The sequence below is a fragment of the Halorarum salinum genome (assembly GCF_013402875.1).
GTDB classification, from domain to species: domain Archaea; phylum Halobacteriota; class Halobacteria; order Halobacteriales; family Haloferacaceae; genus Halorarum; species Halorarum salinum.
The window spans coordinates 1,297,809-1,321,866 of sequence record NZ_CP058579.1 but is presented as its reverse complement, the minus strand read 5'-3'; the positions used below and the strand labels follow the sequence as shown (position 1 = coordinate 1,321,866).

The 24,058-nt window shown below is 67.3% G+C and carries 20 protein-coding genes; 3 read left to right on the top strand and 17 right to left on the bottom strand.

Annotated elements, in window-relative coordinates; translation table 11 throughout:
* Positions 1–9: 9 nt before the first annotated feature.
* The 6 genes from HUG12_RS06235 to HUG12_RS22025 form a co-directional block, all read right to left on the bottom strand.
* On the bottom strand, positions 10–1,704 hold the full coding sequence (locus tag HUG12_RS06235; RefSeq protein WP_246308187.1) for a hydantoinase B/oxoprolinase family protein: 1,695 nt from the start codon (positions 1,702–1,704) through the stop codon (positions 10–12).
* Between the two features lie 179 nt (positions 1,705–1,883).
* The gene (locus HUG12_RS06230; protein ID WP_179267937.1) at positions 1,884–3,923 is read right to left on the bottom strand and encodes a hydantoinase/oxoprolinase family protein; all 2,040 of its coding nucleotides are present in this window, start codon (positions 3,921–3,923) and stop codon (positions 1,884–1,886) included.
* Positions 3,924–3,966: 43 nt separating this feature from the next.
* The gene (locus tag HUG12_RS06225; RefSeq protein ID WP_179267936.1) at positions 3,967–4,407 is read right to left on the bottom strand and encodes a hypothetical protein; all 441 of its coding nucleotides are present in this window, start codon (positions 4,405–4,407) and stop codon (positions 3,967–3,969) included.
* Positions 4,408–4,494: 87 nt separating this feature from the next.
* Positions 4,495–4,887: a type II toxin-antitoxin system VapC family toxin gene (locus tag HUG12_RS06220; RefSeq protein WP_179267935.1), complete on the bottom strand. Its 393-nt coding sequence runs from the start codon at positions 4,885–4,887 to the stop codon at positions 4,495–4,497.
* 2 nt (positions 4,888–4,889) lie between these two features.
* Positions 4,890–5,126: an antitoxin VapB family protein gene (locus tag HUG12_RS06215; protein WP_179267934.1), complete on the bottom strand. Its 237-nt coding sequence runs from the start codon at positions 5,124–5,126 to the stop codon at positions 4,890–4,892.
* A gap of 1,321 nt (positions 5,127–6,447) precedes the next feature.
* Complete coding sequence (locus HUG12_RS22025; protein ID WP_345777006.1) at positions 6,448–6,630, bottom strand: SHOCT domain-containing protein; 183 nt, start codon at positions 6,628–6,630, stop codon at positions 6,448–6,450.
* A gap of 371 nt (positions 6,631–7,001) precedes the next feature.
* On the opposite strand from HUG12_RS22025, the gene HUG12_RS06205 reads away from it, so the two are divergent.
* A complete protein-coding gene (locus HUG12_RS06205; RefSeq protein WP_179267933.1) occupies positions 7,002–7,271 on the top strand; it encodes a hypothetical protein in 270 nt (89 codons plus the stop codon).
* Positions 7,272–7,386: 115 nt separating this feature from the next.
* Here the strand turns inward: HUG12_RS06205 and HUG12_RS06200 are convergent, their stop codons facing one another.
* The 6 genes from HUG12_RS06200 to HUG12_RS06175 form a co-directional block, all read right to left on the bottom strand.
* On the bottom strand, positions 7,387–7,647 hold the full coding sequence (locus HUG12_RS06200) for a hypothetical protein (RefSeq protein ID WP_179267932.1): 261 nt from the start codon (positions 7,645–7,647) through the stop codon (positions 7,387–7,389).
* Between the two features lie 153 nt (positions 7,648–7,800).
* Complete coding sequence (locus tag HUG12_RS06195; protein ID WP_179267931.1) at positions 7,801–8,907, bottom strand: carboxypeptidase-like regulatory domain-containing protein; 1,107 nt, start codon at positions 8,905–8,907, stop codon at positions 7,801–7,803.
* 63 nt (positions 8,908–8,970) lie between these two features.
* On the bottom strand, positions 8,971–13,707 hold the full coding sequence (locus HUG12_RS06190; protein ID WP_179267930.1) for a beta strand repeat-containing protein: 4,737 nt from the start codon (positions 13,705–13,707) through the stop codon (positions 8,971–8,973).
* A gap of 207 nt (positions 13,708–13,914) precedes the next feature.
* Positions 13,915–14,205, bottom strand: a complete 291-nt coding sequence (locus HUG12_RS06185) for a winged helix-turn-helix transcriptional regulator (protein ID WP_179267929.1) — start codon at positions 14,203–14,205, stop codon at positions 13,915–13,917.
* A 316-nt stretch (positions 14,206–14,521) separates the two neighbouring features.
* Positions 14,522–14,803: a helix-turn-helix domain-containing protein gene (locus HUG12_RS06180; protein ID WP_179267928.1), complete on the bottom strand. Its 282-nt coding sequence runs from the start codon at positions 14,801–14,803 to the stop codon at positions 14,522–14,524.
* A 150-nt stretch (positions 14,804–14,953) separates the two neighbouring features.
* A complete protein-coding gene (locus HUG12_RS06175) occupies positions 14,954–15,226 on the bottom strand; it encodes a hypothetical protein (RefSeq protein ID WP_179267927.1) in 273 nt (90 codons plus the stop codon).
* A 623-nt stretch (positions 15,227–15,849) separates the two neighbouring features.
* Between HUG12_RS06175 and HUG12_RS06170 the strand changes: the two genes are divergently transcribed.
* Together HUG12_RS06170 and HUG12_RS06165 are read left to right on the top strand one after the other, a co-directional pair.
* The gene (locus tag HUG12_RS06170) at positions 15,850–17,025 is read left to right on the top strand and encodes a hypothetical protein (protein WP_218836410.1); all 1,176 of its coding nucleotides are present in this window, start codon (positions 15,850–15,852) and stop codon (positions 17,023–17,025) included.
* A gap of 4 nt (positions 17,026–17,029) precedes the next feature.
* Positions 17,030–17,395: a hypothetical protein gene (locus HUG12_RS06165; RefSeq protein WP_179267926.1), complete on the top strand. Its 366-nt coding sequence runs from the start codon at positions 17,030–17,032 to the stop codon at positions 17,393–17,395.
* A 115-nt stretch (positions 17,396–17,510) separates the two neighbouring features.
* Here the strand turns inward: HUG12_RS06165 and arcS are convergent, their stop codons facing one another.
* From arcS to HUG12_RS06140, 5 genes are all read right to left on the bottom strand, one after another.
* Positions 17,511–19,319, bottom strand: coding sequence for an archaeosine synthase subunit alpha (gene arcS / locus HUG12_RS06160; protein ID WP_179267925.1), 1,809 nt, complete (start codon positions 19,317–19,319; stop codon positions 17,511–17,513).
* Positions 19,320–19,343: 24 nt separating this feature from the next.
* Positions 19,344–20,840: a tRNA guanosine(15) transglycosylase TgtA gene (gene tgtA, locus HUG12_RS06155; RefSeq protein WP_179267924.1), complete on the bottom strand. Its 1,497-nt coding sequence runs from the start codon at positions 20,838–20,840 to the stop codon at positions 19,344–19,346.
* A gap of 343 nt (positions 20,841–21,183) precedes the next feature.
* Entirely contained in the window at positions 21,184–21,966 is a 783-nt protein-coding gene (locus HUG12_RS06150) for a type II CAAX endopeptidase family protein (RefSeq protein ID WP_179267923.1), read from the bottom strand.
* A gap of 42 nt (positions 21,967–22,008) precedes the next feature.
* Positions 22,009–22,599 carry an NUDIX hydrolase gene (locus HUG12_RS06145; RefSeq protein ID WP_179267922.1) on the bottom strand — a complete coding sequence of 197 codons (591 nt, stop codon included), beginning with the start codon at positions 22,597–22,599 and terminating at the stop codon, positions 22,009–22,011.
* A gap of 103 nt (positions 22,600–22,702) precedes the next feature.
* Positions 22,703–24,031 (bottom strand): arylsulfotransferase family protein, encoded by a 1,329-nt coding sequence (locus HUG12_RS06140; RefSeq protein ID WP_345777001.1) that lies wholly within the window; start codon positions 24,029–24,031, stop codon positions 22,703–22,705.
* Positions 24,032–24,058: the final 27 nt, after the last annotated feature.

Here is a 24,058-nt window from a genome sequence, read left to right as displayed (position 1 = left end):
TGCCGTTCGTCACCGGTCGCGGGCGGCCCCCGTCGCTCGGGAGTCGTCGACGAGGTCCGCTGCGGCGTCGCCGTACGCCTCGCGGGCCGCCTCGGGCGTGAGCTTCCCGAGTCGCAGGTCCCGTGCGACCGCGTCGGGATCCCGGTCCGCGGGGTCGCCGTACCCGCCGCCGCCGGGCGTCCGGACGCTGACGACCGCGCCCGCCGGCAGGTCGCGGGTGTGTTTGGCCGCGAGCTTCTCGAGGTCATCGCCGTCGTCCTCGACCAGGTACGCCGCGCCGTTTTCGCCCGGTTCGCCGCCCGCGAGCCCGTATGGCCGCGACTCGTGGCGCTCGGCGAGCAGGCTGAACCGCGCCTCGTGGTCGCGGACGCGGATGTCGCGCCGCAGGCCGAGGCCGCCCCGGAACTCGCCCGCACCGCCCGAGTCGGGCCGGAGGCCGTACCGCTCGACGCGGAGCGGGTAGGCGGTCTCGAGCACCTCGGCTGGCGTGTTCATCGTGTTGCTCATGTGGACGTGGACGCCGTCCATCCCGTCGCCGGTCGCCCGGCCGCCGAACCCGCCGCCCTGCGTCTCGTAGAAGGCGTAGGGGTCGCCCGTCCGGGGGTCCGTCCCGCCGAAGGTGACGTTGTTCATCGTCCCCTGGCAGGCCGCGACGACCGCCTCGGGGTCGGCGCCCGCGAGCGCGCCGAGCACGGCGTCGGTGACGCGCTGGGATGTCTCGAGGTTCCCGCCGACGACCGCGGCCGGCGGGTCGGGGTTGACGATGGTCCCCTCGGGCGCGTGTATCTCGATCGGCCGGTAACAGCCGTGGTTCGGCGGGATCTCGGGGTCCGTCACGCACCGGACCGCGTAGTAGGTCGCCGACGCGGTGACCGCGAAGACGGCGTTCACGGGCCCCTCGGTCTGCTCGGCGGTCCCGTCGAAGTCGACCACGACCGAGTCGCCGTCGACCTCGACGGCCACCTCGACCGGGAGGTCCTCGTTGCCCCGGCCGTCGTCGTCGAGCACGTCCGAGAACTCGTAGGTTCCGTCCGGCAGTTCGGCGATCTCCGCGCGCATCCGGCGCTCGGAGTAGTCCTTGATCTCCTCGAGCGCCGGCGCGAGGTCCTCGCCGTACTCGGCCGCGATCTCCCGGAATCGGCGCCGACCGGTGGCGTTCGCCGCGGTCTGTGCGCGGAGGTCGCCGCGGCGCTCCTCGGGCGTGCGGACGTTCGCGAGGATCATCGAGAGGACGTCCTCGCGGACCTCACCGCCCACCTCGGCGGCGTCCTCGGTGCCGCCTCGGGCACCGGCTTCGAACTTGACGGGGGGGATCCGCAGCCCCTCCTGGTAGATCTCGGTGGAGTCGGCGGCGACGCTGCCCGCGGTGGAACCGCCGACGTCGGCGTGGTGTGCGCGGTTCGCGGCGAACGCGAGCAGGTCCTCGCCCGACTCGTCGAACACCGGCGTCACGAGCGTCAGGTCCGGGAGGTGCGCGCCGCCCCGGAACGGGTCGTTCAGCAGTACCGAGTCGCCGGGCGAGAGCGTCTCCGGCGGGAACGCCTCGACCGCCGCGGCGACGGAGAACGGCATCGCGCCGAGGTGGACGGGCATCGTCTCGGCCTGCGCGATCATCTCGCCGTCGGCGTCGAACAGCGCGGTCGAGCAGTCCCGCCGCTCCTTGATGTTCGGCGAGTAGCCCGTCCGGACGAGGTTCGCGTTCATCTCCTCGGCGACCGCCTCGCAGGCGTTCCGGACGACCTCCAGGGTCACCGAGTCGACCGCGCGGTCGGTCGTGGCGTCGTGCTCGACGCTCCCGTCGCTCGCGTCGTGCCCGCCAGGTCCGTCGCCCACGTCATTCGCGTCGTCCCCACCGTTCACGTCGTCCGCGTCGCGTCCGTCGCTCATCGGCCACCCCCGGGTCGGACGACGAGGTTCGCGTCGCCGTCGACGGTGGCCGTCTGGTCGGGGTGGACGACGACGGTGCTCTCGGCGCCCTCGACGACTGCCGGGCCGTCGAAGGCCGCGTCGGTCGGCAGGCGCTCGCGGTCGTACACCGGCACGTCGTAGGCGTCGCCGTCGAACAGCACCTCGCGGGTGTCGTCGACCGCGTCGTCGGGGTCGCCCGCGCGGTCCTCGACTGCCAGGTCGGGCGGGTCGACGACGCCGCGGGCGCGCAGGCGGACCGTCACGAGTTCCACCGGCTCGTCGCGGTAGGCGTGGCCGTACCGGCGCTCGTGGGCCTCGTGGAAGCGCTCGACGACGGCGTCGAGCTCGGCGGCGTCGACCGGTCCCTCGACGGGCACGCCCAGGTCGAACGACTGCCCGGCGTACCGGAGGTCGACCGTGCGCTCGAACCGTCGGTCGGCCTCGTCGTGGCCCGCCGCCGCGAGTTCCTCGCGGCCCTCCACCTCGAACCCCGCGAACGTCGACTCGAGGGTCTCGGGCGACACCTCGCCCCACCGGCGGACCATCGAGGTGGAGTAGTCGTAGGTGACGTCGCTGATGAGCAGCCCCAGCGCGGAGAGCACGCCCGCGGCGCGGGGGATCACCACTTCCGGCACGTCCAGCGCGTCCGCGAGCGCGGTCGCGTGGAGCGGCCCCGCGCCGCCGAAGGCGACGAGCGCGAACTCCCGGGGGTCGTAGCCGCGCTCGACGGAGACGACCCGGAGCGCCCGCTCCATGTTCGCGTCGGCGACCTCGAGGACGCCCGCCGCGGCGTCCTCGATGCTCCCGCCGACGGCGTCCGCCAGGGGCTCGAACGCCTCGCGGACCGCCGCCGCGTCGCGGGAGAGCGCGTCCGGGAGGAAGCCGGTCGGGTCGATCCGACCGAGCAGGAGGTGCGCGTCGGTGACGGTCGGCGCGGTGCCGCCGCGGCCATAGCAGATCGGGCCGGGGTCCGCGCCCGCCGAGCGGGGGCCGACGCGGAGCGCGCCGCCGGCGTCGACCGCGGCGATCGACCCGCCGCCCGCGCCGACGGTGTGGACGTCGACCGTGGGGACCGAGACGGGGTAATCGCCGACCTCCGTGTCGGTCGTCACGAGCGGGTCGCCGTCCCTCACGAGCGAGACGTCACAGGAGGTGCCGCCCATGTCCATCGTGATGAGGTCCGAGACGCCGCGCCGGCCGGCGACGTGGGTCGCACCGCGGACGCCCGCCGCGGGGCCCGAGAGCAGGGTGTTCACCGGGCGCTCGCGCGCGGCGGGGGCGGCCATCAGCCCGCCGTTCGACCCCATCACGCGCAGGGGTGCATCGAGGCCCAGTCCGGCCGCGCCCGCCGAGAGCGCGCCGAGGTAGTCGTCCATCACCGGCTTCAGCGCGGCGTTCAGGCAGGTTGCGAGGCTGCGCTCGTACTCGCGGATCTCGGGGAGCACCTCCGCGGAGAGCGAGACCGAGGCGTCGACCCCCTCCTCGCGGAGGAGTTCCCGGACCCGTCGCTCGTGGTCGGGGGACTCGAAGGAGAACAGCAGCGAGACGGCGACGCTGTCGACGCCCGCGTCCCGGAGGTCGGCGGCGACCTCGCGGACGGCGTCCTCGTCGAGGGGGGTGAGCACCTCGCCGCGCTCGTCGACCCGTTCGGGCACCCCGTACCGACGGTCGCGCTCGACCACCGGCGTCGGCTTCTCGGCGGCGAAGTCGTAGATGTCGGGGCGATCCTGTCTACCGATCTCCAGCGCGTCGCAAAAGCCCGCGGTCGTGACCAGGGCGGTGTCGGCCCACTCGCCCTCGAGCACGGCGTTCGTCGCGACGGTCGTCCCGTGACCGAGGAAGCCGACCTCGGCGAGCGGGGCCTCGAGGTCTCGGAGCCCCGTCAGCACGCCCTCCTCGGGCGCCGCCGGGGTCGAGGGCGTCTTGTCGACGTCGACGCGGCCGTCCCGGACGGTCACGAGGTCCGTGAACGTGCCGCCCACGTCGACGCCGACGCGCGTCCCTGCGTCGTCCATACCCGAGGGTGCGCCGGGAGGGTTGTATGCGTTCGCTTCGCGGTCAGGCGGCGGCCCGGTCGGCCGCGAGCGCCACCCCGGCCACCGTCGCGACGGCGGCGATGGCGGGCGCCCGAACGACGGCGTGCGCGTAGCCCACCGCCCGGAGAGGCAAGCCGGTGGTGGCCATGACGGAGTCGGGTCGAAGGAGGACGCTCACGGCGATGGCGACGACCGACGCAGCGAGGCCGGCCGCGAGACAGACGAGGCCGACCCGACCGAGGTCGAGGTCCGCGTCGGCCGCGGTTCGTCCGCCGGCGTAACCGACGGTCACGGCGGCGACGGGCACCAGCAAGAACGCGAGCCACGTGGTCACCGAGTAGTACGCGGCGAGCGTCGTCGCGTCCGCGTCGGTCCACGCGTAGACGAACGGGACGAGTCGGTCGCGGAGCGTCGCGACGCCGGCGAGCAGGCCGGCGAGGGCGGGGTATCTCGTGGAGACCATATCGGGTCACTGACACAGCGCCCGTTAGTCGTTTCGACCCAGGCGGTCGGCGACGCGCCGTCCGCCTGATCGCAAGCCGTCCCGGCGTCAGTACGTCTCTATCTCGATGCCGTCGAGCCGCTCGAAGTCTTTGACGTTCCGCGTCAGTACTGGCTCCTCGACGATGTCGGCGGTCGCACCGATGATGACGTCACCGTCGCCGATTGGCGTCCCATCGTTCGCGAGTTCGCCCGAGAGACGTCCCCCTTTCCGCATGACAGCGGCGTCTGCGGGGTGGATCGGCTTCGAGGCGAGGACGTCCTCGACGGTCGCTCGCTCCTCCTCGGACTGGTCCGAGCGAGCGACGCCGTGGTAGAGTTCGAACAGCGTCATCGCCGAGAGGCGCTGCTGGACGAGATCCTCCTCCAGTTCCACAGCCTTCTCGACCGCGTCGTCGTCACCCCGCAGTAGGTCGATGAGGAACGTCGTGTCGAGCAGCACGGCTACGCCTCACGTAGCCGTTCGGCGATCCCCTCGAGCTCGTTGCGGCGACGAGCGCGTCGTTCGTCGATCGCGTCCGCCAGCGCGTCGGCCTCCTCGTCGTCGAGAATCCCTGCGAGTTCGAGTAGGGATCGTTCGCCGGCGATCCGGAGCACGACCTCGGAGAACGTCTCGTCCTCCCGCTTGCGGGCGGCGAGGCGATCGTAGGCCTCCTCCGACAGCCGGATGCTCTTGGACATGTGCATACGGTCGTATGCAGTCTATACCTATCAGTGTTTGCGGTGGAGACACTACGGCGGGACGCCCCAGTCGACGAGCATCGGTGCACCCAATCAGTCCGGGCCGTTCCGGCCGGTAATCGTCCGGTCGAAGCGGTGATTCCGTCACCCGCTTCGACCGGGCCGTTTCGGGATTTGCGGGCTCTCTCGTCCCCGGAGGAGTACGTGGACTGTCTCGACACTGGTATCCACGGGTTCGAGTAGGAAGTCGAGGGTGGTTCGAACGCCGCTTGCTGTATGAAGTGATCGGCGAGATTTGTACAGTAGTTCCTGATGCAAACTGGCGCGTATGGCACGGCCTCCTCGAATCGAGGTCGACCCCCGTGACCATGTGCCCACCCCTGTCGTATCGTACCAGTCGGCCACAACCACGCACCGACGAGTCGGCCTTCACCACCTAGAGGACACTGTGTCTCCGTCTCAGCGATCATCCACAACCTATCGACCAGAGACGTCGACCGTGGCACGGAGGAAGTCAGGAATCTCGGGCCGAAGCCAGACCCAGTTTCACGTGATGTATAGCGTCGAGAGCGTCCATCGAGGTTGCCTGTAGAGTCAGGTCTTATCCAAAACGGAGGCGTTCCTCCGCAAGCGTCACGAGTTCCCTCTGTGGATCGGAGCTAGGAGATCCTGGCCTGAATTCCGTACTCGAATGAGAGACTGCAGAATCGGTCCCGGTCAAGTCTCTCGGGGTACGCCTCGTACTCGCGGAGCAACCCCCACCATCCTGTAGGCGGGAATCGCATGCAGGTAGCCGTGTTTGGAAGTCCGATCGGCGGTCGATGATGGGGTGACGAAACGGTCTGGCAGCACTGGATCGCCGAATGGCAGTCTCTGCTCACGGTTTTGATGGGGTCCGATCTGGATATCGTCGTCACCATCATGTCCCTAGCTGTAACCCACAGACAGATGGAGTGGTTCTTGCGGCGCTGTGACCGAGTCTGGTGTCGATGTCCGCCCGTTTCTACCCACGAGCACCGCTATCCACGTCGCTCGATCTGTAACACGGAGTTTGGAGACGGCCAAGCCCTCCACTCGTGGCGACCAGGGGAAATACGAATACCGGCAGACTCGACGATGGCGGTGGGCGCGAGCGAGGACTGCCGCCCCATCCAGAACGCTGCTCCCGTGTGTCAGCATTCGTCCCGCTCGCAAGCTAACCAGTACCGGCGCAGATCGGAGCGAAGAGGGACGCAACCGCGGTCAGCACTCTCTAGCCTAGCGTGAGACACCTGTATGGTCTCACCGCGCCTTGAGGTGCACACCTCCGGGCCGGACGTGTTCACCAGCCCTCCCACTCGCGGAGGCGCTCGCGGGCCGTCGCCGCGTCGGCGTCCTCGGTCTCGAGCAGGAGGTCGAGGCGGTGCTCGAACTCGGCCTCGTCGATCTCGCCCGCGGCGTACCGCTCCCGGAGGCGGGAGAGGGGTCGGGCGTCCCCGCGTCGTCCGCGTCCTCGCCCCGCCACTCGGTCCACGCGTCGACGACGCGCTCGAGGTCCTCGTCGCCGTCGTCGAGTCCGAACACCTCGTCGACGAGGATCGCCGACAGCGGCGTGAGGAGTAACCAGCCGAGGATGACGAGGGCGGCGGCCGCGTCGGGGCCGACGAGCAGTCCGGCGAGCGCCGCCGCAGGGAGGGTGACCACGGCGAAGACGCCGGGGGCGGCCGCGAGGAGGCGGCGGAGGGTCGGTGTCACGCCGGCAGGTCGGACGCCCCGTGTCAAAGTAGTTACTGTACACTGACGGGGGGGCCGCCGGGTTAATCGGGGCCACGTCGCCGAATCGCCCCGGCTAACAATGCGGACGGGTCACGAACTGGTAGCCGAAGCGTCCTCATAATGTCCACTCCCGACGCCAAGCGGACGGCACACGATCGATTCCGGCTGTTCATCGCGTGGTACACGGCCATCCTCGGCGGGTTCGCGATCCTGCTGCTGGGAATGCTCGTGCTCATCGCGTACGTCTTCGGGGGGAGCGTCCAGCTGTACATCGACCGGTTCGGAGAGGCCGGCGTCGAGGTGGCGGCGTTCGCCGTCGTCTGCGGGACGGTGCCGTTCGGCCTCTACGTCATCGACAGCTACCTCCGGGACGACGCACGGGGGGAGTGACGGTCCGTCCGGGAGCGGTCGGTCCCGTGGAGGACATCCCATTACGGGTAGCCTCGAGAAACCTAATGCCCGGACCGAATCGAGCGAGACGAGCGATGGAGACGCCGGTGAACACCTACTCGTACAGTTGGTGGAGGAATAACACGAACGTCACCATCATGACCGCGAGCCCGAATATCTCGATGGACTGGTCGAAGGTACTCACGGAGGCTCGCAGTTCGCCCGCGAGGATGTGGAACCAGTAGAGGAGCACGAGGAGGGACGTTATCCCCACGGACAGTTGCGCGGCGACAATCAGCCTGAGTACGGGCTGTTCGAATCGCCCCGCCGGAAACTTCAACCGCAGGTCCGGGAGTTCAGCCTCGTCGGCCGGCATGGCGGGACGAGTATTCCGATAGATATTAAATTTTGACGTGTCCGTCGTGCGAGCGCTCAGCAGGGTATCTCGCGGGTAGGGCAGGGACGAGTTCCCGTACCCCCACTCGCCAGTAGCGGGTCGTTGGCGCCGAAAAATTGGTCGTTCGGGTGGCTATGCCTGTTCGCGGCCGTAGACGACGTACGCAGCGCCGGCGATGGCCAGTACCACGATCACCAGACCGCCGATCAGCAGCGGGCCGGGTCCGTCGTCGTCGGGTTCGGGCGAGGTCACGTCGGTCGTGCCGTCGTCCGGCGTGCCGTCCACGGGCGCCCCGTCGTCAGGGGTGCCGTCGTCCGGTGTCCCATCGTCCGGCGTGCTGCCGTCGTCAGGGGTGCCGTCGTCCGGCGTTGCGGTCGGCGTGTCGTCGGTGTCACCGTCGTCGCCGCCGGTCTGACCGCCGCCGGTGTTGCCGCCGCCGGTGGAGTCATCGTCGTCGTCGGCCTGCGCGACGGCAAACGGCGAGAGGCCGCTCGCAGTGGCGTCGAGCGTGACGTCCTCGCCGTCGGTCGTCACGTCGGTGCCGAGTTCGGACCACGAGCCGTCGGTGTAGTGGAGCAGCACCGCGTCGTCGGTGGCGATACCGGCGTCCTCGAGCGCGCTCGCGTCGACGGTCACCGAGACGGTAACGTCGTTCGAGACGTCCACGTCGGCGGCGATGTCGAGGTAGACCGCGACGTTGTTGCTCGGCGCGGGCGCGCCCCCGGTCGGGGCGTTCGCCTCGTACACCGTCACCGTGCTCGCCCCGGCTGGGAGGCCGGAGACGGTCACGCTGCCGGTGCTGCCGTCACCGTCACTGAGGTCGACGGTCGCGCCACCGTTCTCGACGTCGGAGTCACCATCGTCGACCGGATTGTCGGTCGGTGGCTCCTCAACGCCGTCGAAGTCGATCCTCTCGGAAGTGCCAGAGGAGAAGGCAGTCGTCTCCTCTGCCCCTTCCACCTTCACCGTGAGAGTCTCGCCATCATCGGCGTCCTCAGCCGGGAACTTGATCTCGTAGTACCCGTCCGAGTTGGTCGTCGCGGTGATCGAGTCGCCATCCGTGTCGGAGACCGTCACCGACACACCGGAGACAGCGTTACCCTTCTGGTCCGTGACGGTCCCGAACACCTCGTGGGGAGGATCCGGAACTGCGGCGACGGACCCGGCGCCGGCTGTCGCGACCATCAACGCGATGGTGACGGCTGCGAGTACACGAAGCGCGGATGTCTTCCGTATCATTTGTTGTGTCATCTGTTATTGATTACCCCCAAATAAATTTGGAAGTCAGATTGCGCTTCGCGATTAGCTGGCCTTCTCGATCTCGTATTCAGCTGCCGTGTAGACCTCGTCGTCCTCGACGAAGACCCAGTAGGCCTCGCCGGGTTCGAAGGTGCTCACGGATTCGTAGCTGAATTTACCGGCGGAGTTCTGACCCCAGACGTTCGTCGAACTGCTCTCGGAGATGGTACCGAGTGCGACGTCCGTCGACTGGGAGCCCTCCTGCCAGTGACCGACCAGGTTCCAGCCTTCCTCGAGCTGCTGGTCACCGGGTGTGGCATCCTCGGCGGTGGTGCCGGGGTTCTCGTTGCGGACGGTCACGTCGACCGTGTCGTCCGAGGCAACGTTAATGATGTACCCCTGGCCACCTTCGAGTTCCGTGAAGTCCTGCTCGTCGCTGGGCTTCTCGGGGTTGAAGGAGTGCCACTCACCATCGTCGTAGGTCATGATGCTGGTGACCTCGCTGTTCGGGAACTCGGAGTTCTCGATGTCGAGCGAGCCGAACTCGGCCGGCACGGAGACGAAGTTCACGCCTTCCGTGAAGTCGAGTTCGATCGTGTTGATGACGACCTGCTCGTCCGAGAGTTCGGAGTAGTCACCAGTCAGTTCGAAACCATCATCGGGATCGAACTGGGTGACCTGTTCGTCACCAGTGGGGAGAGTGCCTGCCAAGGTGATCTCGTAGGAACCCCAACCAACCTGTTCGAGGGACAGGAATTTCTCCCTGTCATTCAGATTGACAGGTTCATTGAACTGAACAGCGATAGTGGTTGTCTCGCCGTCAGCTTCAACGATTTCCGCATCAACAGGATGCGGGTCCTCGTAGTCAACGACAACATGGTCGTCTACCGAGTCGTCGCTGGCTTCGGTTCCGCTAACCGACTCGATGCTCTCGAGATTGAGTTCGTAGCTACCGTCGCGCGGAACGGTGTAGTTCACCGTGTAGGTGTACTTGTCACCGTTCTGCTCGACGGACGCATCCTCGATGTCGAAAGTCTCGTCGACGTTCTCCTGCTCGAGCATCGTGTGTTCGCTCTCAAGCGTTGCAGTGAAGTCTGCCAGCTCCTCGGAGGAGTTGAACTGAACCTGCACTGTGCCGTCAGAGAGGTTGCTCAGTTCGACATCGGTGATATCCACATCATCAGTGATGACTTGGCCGACCCCGTCCGCCCGGTTATCCTGCGAGTCGTCATAGGTCCCAAGGATCACGTCACTGCCGATGTCGTTGGCGGTGAGTGAACTGTTGAGAGTGACCGTCGCGGATATAGCACCCGCGGAGTGATCGACGGATTCGATCTCGTAGTTCTCGCCGCTTTTGTTCACGTACGTGAAGTTCTCAGCGGAGAGAGCACCGTTGGAGCCGTTGTAGACCCTCTCGAAGAAGGTCAGTTCGACCGTGTCAGAACCGTTCTCGGTCGTGGCCGAGATCATGAACGGCTCTTCATCGTCCGTTAGCTGAACTTCGGACGTGTCAGCCTCGGTGCCGTTAACATCGGTGATTCCCGACGTAGCGGCGACCGTGACGTTCTCGTTGTTGAAGTCACCGGGCTCGACCGAATCGTCGAGCATGACGCTGTAGGTGTTCTGCTCGGGGGTGAACTCCGAAACATCGATCACCGACAGGTTCTCGAAGCTGTACGCGCCCGTACTGGTAGCGCCAGTGACCTCCTCACTGAACGTGACGTAGAGGAACTCGTCACCAGCGTCAGCCTGTACCTCCGTGATGGTCGCGGATGTGTTGTCCTTGACCGTGCTCACGGAGGCGTCGTTCGTCTCATCGACACCGCGGTCGGTGACCTCGGCCACGATGGTGACGTCACCCTCTTCGAGACCCGTGAGGTCGAACTGGACGTCCGCGGAGTCCGAAGAGATGTCGACGGAGTTGTTCTCGGCGTAGACATCGCCGGACGAGTTCTTGACTGCGACGTTAACCGTGTCGACCGTGTCACCGTCGGCGGTGACCGTCACAGTGTACTCGCCCTCGTTCTGCGCCGTCACGGACCCGGCCGTGATGTCTGGTTCGGCCGGGGGCGTGGTGTCGTCAAGCGCGACCGTCGTCGTGTCGACCTGCGTGTCAGCAGAGTCGTTGATCGCGCCCTCGCGGGCGGAGATGGTGTCGTTGCCGAGGTCGTTCGCATCGACCGCGGCGTCGAGCGTGATCGTGACGGTGCTCGTCGGCTCCGTCACGTCAGAGACGGAACCGATCTGCGTCGCACTACCACTGTTGACGTCTTCGTACGCGAAGTCGTCAGCACTGAGTCCATCATCGTCCGCGTGGACAGGTTCCGAGAAGGACACCGTGACCTCATCGGATCCCGCTTCGGCTTCCACCGAAGTGATAGACGGGACTTCGTCGTTGATCTCGAAAGTCAGTTCGCCGTTTCTCTCGGCACCGTTGCCGACGTAGTCCTCCGCCGAGACGTTGACTTGGGTAACGCCGTCAGCGTAGGTGAGACCGCTGACTTCGACCTTGTCGGCGTCCGCATCGTAGGTGACACCGCTCTCGGCCGTCGTCAGGACGTGTTCGGTCCCATCGGACTCCGTGACGTTGACCTCGATGGTACTCGGGTCGACATCAACGGATCCCTGTCTAGCGACAGAGACGTTGAAGCTCGTCGCCGGGTCGGTGTTGTCGATGTCCGAGAGTCCTCCACTGAGGTCCGGCGCTTCGTCGTCGATGATGACGACGTCCGAACCAGTCTGCGTGGAGTTCGTGTTACCGAGCGTGTCGGTCACGACGACCTTCACTGCGTAAGACCCTTCCAGGTTGCTCACGTCGGAGGCCGAACTCTCCGAGATCTCGTCAAGGTCGAGCGTGACTGTCTTCGCGTTGTTCTCGTTGCTGTACTTCGAGTCGTCTACATCGTAGACGAAGTTATCGGTCTCGTCAGCTGTGTCGTTCAGGACGATCTGAACGTCGGACGGGTTATCGTCCGCGTACCGGTACGTGACGTCCAGCGTGCCATCGGTCGTCTTGTTAGTCTCCGAGTTCGGCTGGTCGACGGAGACGGGGTTCGCCTTGTCCGTGTCGATCGCGACTTCGGAGAGGTCCGCTTCAACACCAGAGAAATCGAGGACAGCGTCGTTCGAATTGCCACTCATATCTTCGAGGGCGCCTTCGCTACCAAGTTCGAACGAAGTGCTGTTGTAGTCGACCGAACCCACACCGTCGTCATCTTCGAGAGTGTAGGTGAAGGTCAGGTTCGAGTTCGAGTCGCCGGTGCCCGCAATCAGAAGCGCATCAGACTGCGGAACGCCGGGGATGGAGAGGTTGAGGTTCACGTCGTTCGTGAGGCTCACACTCTCGGAGTATTCGACCTCGAAGTCGAGCGACTCACCCGACCCGTAGGTGCCGAACTCGGGACCGGTCATGTCGACCGGAGCCGGCGCGGCACCATCCGACGTTTCCGTGTACTCCTGCTTGGACTCAATGGAGTTTCCGACTCCGTCTTCGATCGAGTTAGCGGTCAGATTAACCTGCGGCGTGACGGCCGTGTCGACGCCGAGGCCGGAGACGGACAGGTTGACCGAGTCACCAACTTCGACACCGTCCACCGATGCACCGGCGACTTCGAAGTCGCCGGCGTCGATGGTCGATTCATTGGTGTCGTCCAAGAGCGTAAGCGAGATCTGGTCGACCTCACCGTTATTGTCCAGGTCATGCGTAACTGCGTCCTGAATGGTCGGACCAGTCGTGTCGACCGTGAACGCGCCCGTGTTCGAGATGGAATTCGAATTTCCATAGTTGTCGTCGGCGCTCACCGACACGTCGACATCGCCGTCGTCAAGCGTGACGCCTCCCTCCGAGACATCGACGGTCAGTGTTCCAGAGTTGTAAGACACGCCGGTCGTCCCTGTCCCAGCGGCGTCGATTTCGACGTTGTCATCAGCCTGGTCATCGACGGTCACCGTGATGGAGTTCGCGTCTACCCCGCTGCCGTCGTCGGTCACGTCAACCGTAATCGTCGGCTGATTTTCGTTCGTGAGATCCGTCGGCGAGTTGTACGTCACCGAAGGTCCGGTGGTGTCAACGGATACAGTTCCGGACTCTGAGCTCGAACCGTCGTTGCCCGCGGCGTCGGCTGCCGTATTGAGCGTGACGGTGTAGTCACCATCGCTGCTACCCGTGTAGGTAGCCTCGTAGGTGTAAGTACCGTCAGTGTTGTCGGTTTCGTCGAAGTTCTCACCGATGCCGGAGAGACTGCCATCCTCCGCACCGGAGACAGTCGCACTCACGGCCGAGAGCTGCTCGTCAGCCGTGACCGAGACCGTGACATCCTGTCCACTCGGGTTCGTCACGGAGTAATCCGAGATGGTCGGCGCGGTGTTATCAACCTCAAACGTACCGCTCGTACTGTCAGGAGTTTCTCCACCACTGAGAGCACTACCTTGCTGAACGACAGCTATCTGGTAGCCCGTTCCTTCAGCAGCGTCAGTAGCGAGCTGGATGCTACCAGCGTACGTCTCAGTCGCTGTTAGCTGGTCACTGGAGATCGTTTTTGTTGTCTCACTAGTCTGATAATCGCCACTACCGTCGGCGTCAATCCAGACCTGTACATCTGTATCACTATCATCAGGAGTGAACTCGAAGCTGACCGAGTTCCCCGATTGATACGGTCCTGACGAAGTAGCCGTCAGGCTGTTTGCAGCCGCCGCAGCCCCCCCGGATAGCGCCACCGTCCCCACCATCACGGAGAGGACCATGAGCGCCGCGAGGATGACCGCGCGCGCCTTTTCGCGTTGCGATGTTTTCTTGGTCATATTTGCTTGTCATGTCCGAATGGGAGCTTCATGACCACGTGTATATCCCATTCGCACATACCAACGGTATCCGAAGGGGCTCACTTAACATTATGGGAATCCTACCAGTTTGTCCATCGGGGTATTCCCCTAATAACGCCCTTCTGTCGGTCGATTTCGGCTGAAAATATCCACCCGCCCGACCCGCGAGGCCCACGGTTCGACGGGCTACTCGTCGGCCAGCGTCGCCTCGACGAGCGCCTCGAAGTCGGTGCCCGCCTCGCGGTAGCGGTCCCGGACCGACAGCGCCGCGCGCCCGCGGGCGCTCAATTCGTACAACCCCGAGTTCGTCGCCGGGCCGACGCGCTCGACCAGGCCCAGGTCCTCCAGGGCCCGCAGGCGCGTGTTCACGTACGACCGGTCGCGGTCCAGCCCCGTCGAGATGTTGATGGCGTTGTTCCGGCCGTGCGACTCGAGGAACGCGAGCACCTCGAAGTCCGTCGGCTCTACCAGCCGCATCGGTCCCCTCCCGGACGATCGGGCCCGGCTCCGCTCCCACTGAACGTCTGCATACCTGATGGTATATACCGATAGTATGAAAAACGTTCGTCCCGGCCCGACCGGTGGACGGGAGGTGCGCCTCGCGGGCGAAACCCGGGGGAGACGAGGATGGAGGGCGACGGACGCCCACAGAGGAAATCAGACGCCCACGGAGGAGATCGGACGCCGGCGGAGAAGATCGGACGCCTGCGGAGGAGATCGGGCGGCCGGCCGGGTGGCGGGTGGGAGGGCACGCGCCGGCGGCGAACGCGGCGCGGAGCGGTCGACCGACGGCTCAGTCGGCGACCTGCTCGGCCAGCAGGTCCTCGAAGTTATCCTCGCCGTATCGGTCCCGCAGTTCGTGTGCCGCCAGCCCGCGCTCGGTGATCTCGTAGAGCCCGCTGTTGGGCGCCGGACCGACGCGCTCGACGAGGCCGTAGTCCGCCAGCACCGGCAGCCGCGTGTTGATGTACGACCGGTTCTTGTCGAGCACGTACGAGAGGTTCGCCGCATTGTTGCGCTTCCCGTCGGAGAGCGCCTCCAGGATCTCGAAATCCGTCGGGGACGTGAGCCTCATTACCGGGCCAAGGAGGCGTCCCGACTAAAATACTCCCGTTTGCGAAATCAACGTTGATACGATGAAACAAATATTGCAATCCGGTCACGCTCGGTTGGGGGTTCCGGCGGGACGGAAACCGACCGCGTCCCCCCGTCGGCGTCCCCTCGATCAGTCCGCCTCTTCGGTCAGCGTCTCGATGCTCTCGCGGGCGAGCGTCAGGTCCTCGATGATCCGACGGTGCCGGTCGATCGCCTCCTCGATGTGTCGGGTCGCGCTCTCCGGCGACGCGTCCTCCCGATACCGGGTCCGTAGGAGGTACGACTGGAGGGCCCGGGACGTGAAGTCCTGTGCCTGGATCAGCGAGTTGACGACCGCCCAGTCCAGGTCGTCGTCCCCCTCGCTCCCCTGCAAGGCCCCGGTGGTTCCTGTAGAATCTACCATCAATCTGAATTACATGTCGTTGGACCTTAATCCTTAGCCATCTGTCAACACCGCCGCAGCGTGAAAGGAAATCCAGGGACGGCGTTACGGTCAGCGCTCCTCGGCGTGGCGCACCCGTACGGGCGCGCTGAGGTTTGGAAATCGTGGCGAGGGAGTTGCCAGCGCGTCGATGACGTCACGGAGGACGGCCCCGGGCAGTTGTCCCGACGCGACCTCCGGGCCGATTTTCGAGGCTTCTTCATGCACGGGTGCTCGGGAGCCAGCCACTCGAGAAAACTGCTCTTTCGGACACAGGAGTCAAATATGGCTCCGGATCTGGCCGGCCTGAACACGCCGTCGGCGGTATAGGCGGCCTGTAACAATACTGTCCAGATAGCTACTGGTTGATGTAGAAACCAATAAGATATGAGTTCATTTGCCAATCGGTTGTATACCAGATCGGAGCCGACGCGCCCGTCACAACGGATCCTGGCAGGTTCAGGGTGCGGCAAACGCAGCGAGTCACGTCGACGGCGAATCCAGCAGGAGGTGGATAACCGGCGGCGGACACCAGCCGGCGTGATTTGCTCCGAGAAACGAACGCGCGAGCGTAGCGTCCAGCGTCACCCGGTTCGAGTGGCACCGTGCCTGCTCGCACGTCGTTCGCGACGACGACCGGGCATTCGCACGCCCCGACTCGAGCGTGCGGCTCCTGTAGTGGGGTTCGATTGAGTCAGACAACCATGGAACGAAGGCGCTTACTGAAAGTTAGTGGAGGTATTGTTGCGGCAGGACTCGGCGGTGTGGCCCTCTTCAGCGGCGGGGCTGCCGCCGAGATCGAGGACTACACGGTTTCGGCGACCGACATCACCGGCAAAAGCGACGACGGGACGCTCGAGCGGATCGACGTCTGGGCCAAGGACGTCCAGTACGGGTACCGGGGCCTCGAATCGCCAGCTACGAAGTCGACGGTCGAACTTCAGGCGAAGTACGAACCCGACGGCGACGTCCAGGCGTCGGGATACGATTGGCAGACGCTGGGCGGCGACGACGCAACCTTCTCCGATGAAACCATCGGCGGGCAGAGTCAGAGCGGTCTCAAGGTGGGCCGCCTCGAGGCCGACCTGCTCTCACACGACGGGCTCGATGCCAGCCTGTTCGAGGAGACCGAAGACGGTGAGAAGAACGTCGTCGACGATGTATCCCTTCGCCTGAAGGTCACGATCGAAACGAAGGACAACTACGGCGTTACGGGCGACGTCAAGACGGACCTGTCGGTGGCGATGCAGAACATCCCCGAAGACGCCGAGCCCGAGGGTGACGCCGGCGGGCAGATCGTGAGTGCGGAACTCATCGGTATCTCGCCCGAGAACGCGGAAGCGGACGTGGAAACCGAGGGCGTCCTCTCGGTCTACGGCCACCATGACGGTGACGAGCGCGTGTTCACCGTGCTTCTCGACGAACCTTGGTCGGACGGGGATGAGCCTCATGCGAACGTCGGCCTCGGGTTCGACGTCGACCAGAGTGGTCGGTGGGACTTCCAGGTGAACTGGTCGTCTGCGGACGGGATCTTCACCGAGAACGACAACCGTGACGACTACAGCACGTCTCCGGACTTCACGGGCGAGAAAGACGGCGAGAAGCTCGTCTTCCGTATCGACGAAGACGAGTTCGATGGCGATACGTTCGAGTTCGTGGCGAACGCCTCGTACGGTGGCGCGACCCACGCGAACGTCTCGTCCGACCCAACCAAGTCGTGGTCGCCGGAAGACGACTTCCGGTCCAGCGAGTACTTCATCACCGTCGACGTGAGCGCCTGAGCCGATGAAGCGCCGTAGCGTCCTGGCCGTGCTGGCCGCCGTCCCGCTCGCCGGCTGTGGAGACGCAGTCCCGCGTCTTGGCGAGGAGGCGCCAATCGACGAACCAGGGACCGAATCGCCGGCGCCTCAGACGAGCACCCCTGACGACGACACGCCAAGAGAGACCCCCGATGACAACACACCGACCGACCCCCCCGATTCGGGCACGCCGACGGAGACTTCCGACGACGACGATGACGACAACTCCGATGGCGGAGGCGGCGGTGGGAGTAGAGGCGATGATGACGATGACGACGGTACGTCCTCCCCGCCTCCATCGGATGGAACCGTAACCGTCTCCGGCGAAGCCGGTGGAGAGATCGGAACGTAACGGACCAATGCGGTAGTCTCCGCCCGCATTGACCCGTACTCGTCGGATGTAGTGATATCGTCCAGCGCCGGCCGTCATTCCGTCCGGTGCCAGAAAAAAGCGACGACGACTACGGTCAGCGCTCCTCGGCGTGGCGCACCTGCACGGCCTCCCCGCGCGTCGACGAGCGCATCCCCGGGCCGGACATCCGCGCCCGTCCGACCGCGAACGCCGACGGCCCCTCGACGACGACCTCGTCGCCGACGCGGATCCCCCCGTCGGCGTCGACGACGCCCGGCGCGAGCACGCTCCCGCGCGGGACGAAGTCGTCGATCTCCACCCGCTTCGTCGGCGCGTCGCTCTCGACCCACCGCCGGGCGCCCGCGAGCGTGAACGCGAGCACGCCGTAGTTGGGCACCATCGTCGCCAGCTGCTCGCCGGCGTCGTCGCGGACCTGGAGCTTGGGGTAGCGGCTGGTCGTGTTCAGCTCGTCGAACAGGTCGTCGCCGGCCCCGTCGCCGAGCATGTAGTCGGCCAGCGCGCGGACCGTGTTGTGCTGGCGCTCGCGCTTGCCGTACTTCAACTCGCCCTCGAGCGTCGACATCAGGTTCGAGATCGAGTCGGTCGTCGTCGGGTGCTCCTCGACGGTGTACTCGAACGGGACGTCGACGTCGGCCTCGACGCGCTCGCAGATGTCGCGGTAGCCCTCGTCGGGGACGTGCGCGATCACGCGCGGGTACTCGTTCCGCTCGAGGTACCGGCCGAGCACCGCGGCCACGAACTCCTTCTCGTCCTCGCTCCACCGCCCGGTCACCACGGTGTCGTAGTGCTGTGCGGGGTAGGTGAGTTCGAGTTCCTGCGGCACGACCCCGATGGGCGAGGTCATCGACGCGAGGTGCGCCCGGTACTGGACGGCGTCGTGGAACTGCGCGTGGCTCTGGCTCTCGGAGTACGGCTTCGTCGCCGAGCACGGCACCAGCACCAGCGGGTTCCGGAAGCGGTTCACGTACCGCCCGGTGACGCGCTCGGCGAACCGCTGGATCTCCACCCGCCGGAGGGTGTCCTCCGTCGCCGCCGTCAGCTCGGAATCCCGGACGAGCGGCGTCCGCTCCTCCAGGTAGCCGTACTGCCCGTCCAGTTCGCGGAACGTCGCGGTGAGCCACTGCTCGTGGCGCGCCTGCCCCTCGACGTAGTCGCGCAGGCGGCCCTCCTGGATCCGCTGGCGGACCCGGCGGAGTTCGCCTGCAAGCACGTTCACGTTGTGCTCCTCGCAGTCGAGCCGGTCGAACTCCTCGCGCGGCACCTGGCACGCCGGACACGAGCACGGTAGCTCCTCGAGGTCCTCGAGGAAGCGTTCGTCGTCGGTCGCGAGATACTTCCCCTGTGACCCCTTGATCCGCGCCCGCTTCGCGTCGAGCAGGTCGACGCCCGCGTACGCCAGCGTCGCGGCGTTGGCCGGCGTCGCCACTCCCGAGAGATACAGCGCGGTGTCAGCAGGAACGGCCTCGCGCACGGCGATCACGGCGTCGACGAACGCCGAGGCGTGGCCGACGAACCCCTGCGCGTCCGCGAGGACGTATGCGTCCACCGGCGCCCCGGCGGCGCCGGCCGCCCCCGCCGCGTCGCTCTTGACGACGGCCGCGGTCGGCGCGTCGACGTCGGGGTACTCGACGGCGAACGACTCCACGACCGGGTCGCGCGTGCCCGCGGGGAACGCCCGGTGGGGAAGCACCGTCAGGGCGTCGGAGTCCCCCTCGGGCACCTCGCGGTCGGCGCCCCAGAGCGAGCCCGCGTCGCGGAGCGGGACGCGCGTCCCCGTCCCGTCCCCGGCGGCGCGCTCCGCCTCCCCGTCCACCAGGGCCGGAGTGGTCACCGGCGAGGAGAGCCGGAGCTCCCCGAGTCGGGCGGCGCCGTCCCGCTCGTGGATCTCGAAGTAGTCGGTCATGCCCGGCCGTGCGCGATGGACGGGTTAGGGGCTTTCGTTACGCTCGCCCAGCGCGGAGAGGTCCTCCAGCGTCACGGACGTCGGAACGAGCGCGAGCGCGTCGCCGTGCCAGCCGTCGTGCGCCAGTGTGACGTCGGCGTCCGGGTTCGCGGCGACCAGCGCGGCCACCCCCTCCGCGGCGGCCCGCTCGGCTGCCGCGTCGGTCCGGTCGGGCGTCTCCGCGGTGAGCGGGTACGTCTCCGAGAGCGCGCGGGGGAACGGGCCGAACGGCGGGACGACCCGCCACACCTCGTCGTACCCGTGGCCCGAGGGCGCGCCGTACTCCGAGAGGAGCAGGCGGTCGGGGACGGCCAGCCTGTCCAGCCGGTCCTGGTGGCGGCGCACCTCGGGTCGCCGCGCCGACTCGTGGGAGACGGCGAAGAACGTCCCCTTGCTCGCGTGGTCCTCGCGCTCCAGTTGGGGGGCGTGGTCCAGCAGCGCGCGGTAGCCGTCGAGCATCGCCGGGTGTGACCGGGCGCGCTGCTCGACGAGTTCGAGCAGGTCGCCGTCGCGGATCGCCCCCTTCACGCGGCGCATCTCCTCGAACGTGACGTGGAGGTTGTGTTCCGCGAGCAGGCGCTCCCGCTCGTCGCCGTCCGCCGCACGCAGCCCGGCGGGGTCGTACTCGTGGCAGATGGGGCACGAACACGGGAGGTACTCGAGGTCGTCCAGGTGTTCGGTTCCGGACACCGTGAGGTAGCGGCCGTCGCGGGCGTAGAGGGCGTACGCCGCCGAGTCGAAGAGGTCGCAGCCGAGCGCGACCGCCAGCGCGAACATCATCGGGTGGCCGGCGCCGAACAGGTGGACCGGGCAGTCCGCGTCGAGACCGCGCTTGGCCGCGGCGACGGCGTCCACCATGTCGTCGTAGCGGTAGGCGTTCAGCATCGGCACCACCGCGCCGACCGGGAACACGTCGAAGTCGGTCGCGGCGGCCTCGCGGCCGGCGCGCTCGCGGAGGTCGGGGTAGGTGGCGCCCTGGACCGGGGCGTTCACCAGCATGTCGCCGACGTCGACGGTCGCTGCGTCGGCGAGCGCCTCGGCCGTCGTCTCCAGGTCGGCCTCGGCCCGCTCGCGGGAGGCGTCCGGCGGCGTCGGGACGTCGACGGGCGTGCCGACGTCGCTCCCGATCTCGCGCTGGAATGCGAGTATCTCGCGGGTCGTCGTGTCGATCTCGCCGTACTCGGCGAGCTGGAAGCTCCCCGAGTCGGTCATGATGGCGCCCTCGAAGCCGAGCATCTCGTGGAGCCCCTCGCGCTCGGCCCGTTCGCGGAGGTCGTCGTCGTTGCGGACGATGTAGGAGTTGGTGATGAGGATCTCCGCGCCGAACTCCGACTCCAGGCGCGCGGGTTCGACGGTGAGGAGGTTCGGGTTGACGACCGGGAGGAGCGCGGGCGTCTCGACGGTGACCCCCGCCCGGGGGACGGTCAGCTCCCCGAGTCGGCCCGCGGCGTCCTGGTCGCGGACCTCGAAGTTGTCGCGCATGGCCGGGAGTTCCGCCGGCCCGTCGGTAAGGGTTGCGTTCGGCGGCGTCCGCGCCGTTCGGGCTGACAGGCGACACGGGGTGCGTCGACGGCGGCGGTCGACGCCGAGCGCGCGGCGCCGTGTCGCACAACCGCGAGACGCCGCGCGACGACGGTCACGTCACGCGACGGTCTGGTTCCGTTCCGGTACTTGAACCCTCGGGAGGTGTCGACGGCGTTCGACGTCGCACCGGGACGACCACGTGGCGCGAGAGTCGACACCCGCGGGGGCTTTCGAAGGCGTCCGCCTGGCGTTACTCACCAATCCATGCTACTCCGAACGTCCCCGACGGAACCGGACCGGATCAGCCGAACAGCGGGAGCAGCACGGCCCCGGCGCCGCCCTCGGGCCCGAACCTCAGCGAGACGTACAGGCTGGTGAAGAGGAACGCGTTCCAGATCCCGTGGATGAGCGCCGGGACGACGAGGTTGCCGGTGTACTCGTAGGCGGCGCCGAAGACGAAGCTGGGGACGAGCAGGATGCCGATGGTGACCGCGCGGGCCTCGAGCCCGCCGGTGAGCGCGGTGACGTGGATCGCGGCGAACAGCACCGCCGCCAGGGTGATGGCGACGGGCGCGGAGAACGACTCGCGAAGCCGGTTCTGGACCCCGCCACGGAACAGCGTCTCCTCGCACGGCCCGATGACGAGGAGGGAGGCGGCGATAAGCAGCGGGATGACCCGGGGGGCGTCCATCGCGAGTTCGGCCGTGGAGTTCTGCGCGGGCGTGAGCTCGAACACCTGCGTGACCAAGAGGATGGTGCCGAACGCCAGCCCCAGCACCGCGAAGAAGCCCGCGACGACGACGCCGAGTTCCCGGATCGTCGGGACGCGGACGCCGAGGTACTCCCGGACGTCGGCCCAGCCCATCCCCCGCCAGCGCCGGAGATACAGGAGCGGGAAGCCCATGAACGGGAGGTACTGTCCGAAGACGAAGCTGACGAGGAGGAGGGCGACCGTCGACGCGGTGCCCGCGAGCGAGAGCATGAGCACGGCCGGGAGCGTCAACAGGAGCGCGAGGACGACGCCGGTTATCCCGAGCCCGTATCCGACGGCGAACGCCCGGGAGCGGGGGGAGAGCGTGACCATACGGGGGCATCGAACGGGCGGACCAAGACGCTTGTCACTCGATTACTCGTCGCCAGCGAGGCCATCCGCGCCGGTCACGCCGGACCCGTGTTCGGCCTCGTACCGCGAGACCGCGAGGACGGCCCGCCCGTCGCGTACCTCGCCGCCGAAGACGGCCGCCCTGAACTCGTCGTAGTCGGCGACGACCGGGCGGATGCTCTCGTTGAAGTCGAGGTCCTGCTCGGCCGTCGGGCGGCAGCCGCGGGCGAGGAAGTGGTGGTGGACCGAGTTGGCGATTCCGTTCTCCGGTTCGACCGTGACGAGGTGGGAGAGCGAGTCGGCCTCGTGTCCGGTCTCCTCGCGGAGCTCCCGCCGGGCGGCGGCCTCCAGGTCCGCGTCGTCGCCGTCCTCGACGGTCCCCGCGGGGAGCCCGCGGTTCACCCGGCCGACCGCCTGGCGCCACTCCTCGACCAGCACCACGTCGCCGTCGGGGGTGAACGGGAGCACGACGACCGCGGGCGGTTCGTCGACGTAGTGGAAGTCGGTCTCGGTGCCGTCCGGGAGCCGCACGTCGTCACGGCGGACGTCGAACCCCGGACAGGTGTAGTCCACGCCGGAGTCGACCGTCTCCCAGGCGAGGTCGTCCGCGTTCATGTCCGGCGGTTGGCGGCGGGCGGGAAAAATCGACCCCTTCGGCCCGCACCCCGCGTCCGTCGGTCCGACCGGCCGTCGCGGTCAACTCACCCGGACGCCGGGGTCAATCCGACCGAACGTGGACGACCCCGCCGCCGAGCGCGAGCGCGAGCGAGACGAGCGTGAGCCCGATCTGCGTCTCGGCGAACCAGACGGGCGCCCAGGGCGCGACCGCCCGCAGGCCGACGACGAGCGTCGAGAGGACGGGGACGCTCCCGGAGCCCGCGACGTGCGTCCCGTCGCCGTCATACCGGGGCAGGTCGGCGGTCACGCCGCCGGTCAGCTCGCGGGGTTCGCGGTCGGCCTCGTACGGGATGCGCTCGGTCTCGACGCTCCAGACCACGGTACCGTTCTCGTCGACCTCGAAGACGCGCTTGTTGAGCGTGTCCGTGACGACCGTGTTCCCGTTGGGCAGGCGGTCGGCGTCACGGGGCCAGCGGAGGTCCATTCCCTCGGCGCTCTCGAGCACCCAGACGGGCTCCCAGTCGCCCTCCGCGTTCCGGTGGAGTTCGACCACGCGGTCGTTGTCCGAGTCCGCGACCAGGACGGCGCCGTCGCCCAGCCACTGCGGGTTGTGCTGGTGGTTCAGGACCGACGGGTCGCCACAGCGCACGTCGCCGTCGCCGTCGGCGTCGCGGAGCTGACCGTTCTTGGTACAGGAGGCGTCGCTCCCGCCCGTGTCCTCGTTGACGATCTCGACGACCTCGCTCCCGCCGTCGTCGGTCCGCTCGACGATCACGAGCTGGTTGGCGTTCCGGACCGAGACGAGGAAGCGGTCCTCGCCGATCCGGTCGACGTCGTTGATGTGGAGCCAGTCGGTCCGGGTGGGGTCGTCGGGTTCGTCGTACAGCTCCGAGGCGTTCCACTGCCAGACCACCTCGTCGTCCTCGACGATCAGGATCCGCTCGCGGTCCATGTCGGTCATGGCGTAGCCGCCGTCGGGGAGCGGCTCGGCGTCGTGGATCTCGCTGTTCGACTGGGACCGGACGGGGAAGCTGTACTCCTCGACCACCTCGGGCCCGCCCTCCGCGTCGGGGTCGACGATGCGGATTCCCGTCCGCGTGCACGGCGACTCGTACTCGCCGCACTCCTCGTAGCCGGAGTGCATGAACCCCGCGAGAACGGTGCCGTCCTCGAGCCGCTGGACGTCGAAGTAGCTGTCCGCGCTGTCCTCGCGCCACTCCACGTCGCTCCCGTTCAGCAGGTAGATGCTCCCGTGTTCGTGCCAGCCGGGTCCGCCCCCCTGTGAGCCGACGAGCGTCGCGCGCGTCTCGCCGTCGGGCGCGGCGGTCGTCCCGGCCCGGTCGGGCGCGAGCGCGCCGCTCACCCCCACGGTGAGCACGAACAGCAGGACGCCGGCGAGGACCAGGTGCGACCCGCGGTCTCCGGTCATCATCGTGAGGAACGGCGGTTTCGGCAA